This is a genomic window from Streptomyces musisoli (assembly GCF_016741855.1).
GTDB classification, from domain to species: Bacteria; Actinomycetota; Actinomycetes; order Streptomycetales; family Streptomycetaceae; genus Streptomyces; species Streptomyces musisoli.
The window spans coordinates 1-1,150 of the sequence record NZ_JAERRH010000090.1 but is presented as its reverse complement, the minus strand read 5'-3'; the positions used below and the strand labels follow the sequence as shown (position 1 = coordinate 1,150).

The 1,150-nt window shown below is 76.3% G+C and carries 1 protein-coding gene; it reads left to right on the top strand.

What is annotated here, in order from left to right:
- On the top strand, window positions 1-1,150 hold a 1,150-nt coding region (locus tag JK361_RS40575; RefSeq protein WP_236054681.1), incomplete at both ends, for a condensation domain-containing protein.

Sequence of the window (1,150 nt, the reverse complement as noted above, 5' to 3'; positions counted from 1 at the left end):
TGTGGCGGCGCGTTCCGACGCGGTCGTGCATCCGGCGGAGCTGCCGGCGTATCTGCGTGACCGGGTGCCCGACTACCTGGTTCCGTCGGCGTTCGTGCTGCTGGACGCGCTGCCGCTGACGCCGAACGGGAAGCTCGACCGGGCGGCGCTGCCCGCGCCCGGGTCGGCGGCCACCGCGACGGGCCGGCCGCCGCGCACGCCGCAGGAGCAGATCCTGTGCGAGCTGTTCGCCGAGGTGCTGGGCGTGCCGCGGGTCGGGGCCGACGACGACTTCTTCGGCCTGGGCGGGCACTCCCTGCTCGCCACCCGGCTGGTCGCACGGATCCGTTCGGTGCTCGGCGTGGAGCTGGGGCTGCGCGCGCTCTTCCAGGCGCCCACCGCGGCGGGACTGGCCGAGGCGCTGTCCGGGGCCGGCCGCGGCCGTCCGGCGCTGACGGCGCATGCGCGTCCGGACGTGGTGCCGCTCTCCTTCGCGCAGCGCCGCCTGTGGTTCCTGCACCGCATGGACGGCGCCGCCGCGACGTACCACATTCCGCTGGCGCTCCGGCTGACCGGGACGCTCGACGCGGCGGCGCTGGGCGAGGCGCTCTGCGACGTGGTGACCCGGCACGAGAGCCTGCGGACGGTGTTCCCGGAGGTCGACGGCGTACCGTGCCAGCGCGTCCTGGACCCGGGTGCGGCCCGGCCCCGGGTGCGGTCGACCGAGGTGACGGAGGCCGAACTGGCCGAGCGGCTCGCCGAGTCCGCCCGTGAGCCCTTCGACCTGGCCTCGGAGCCGCCGCTGCGGGCGGAGCTGTTCGCGCTCGCGCCGCGGGAGCACGTGCTGCTGCTGGTGATGCACCACATCGCCGGTGACGGCTGGTCCACCGGCCCGCTGGCCCGCGACCTGGCCGAGGCGTACACCGCGCGGTGCGAGGGCCGCGCACCGCACCGGCCGGTGCTGCCGGTGCAGTACGCCGACTACACGCTGTGGCAGCGCGACCTGCTCGGCGACGCCGCCGACCCGGAAAGCCGGTTCACCGAACAACTCGGTTACTGGAAGGAGCAGTTGGCCGGTCTGCCGGAGCTGCTCCGGCTGCCCGCCGACCGGGCGCGGCCGGCCGTCGCACGCCGGCACGGCGGCCAGGTCGGCCTGGAGCTGAGCCCCGGG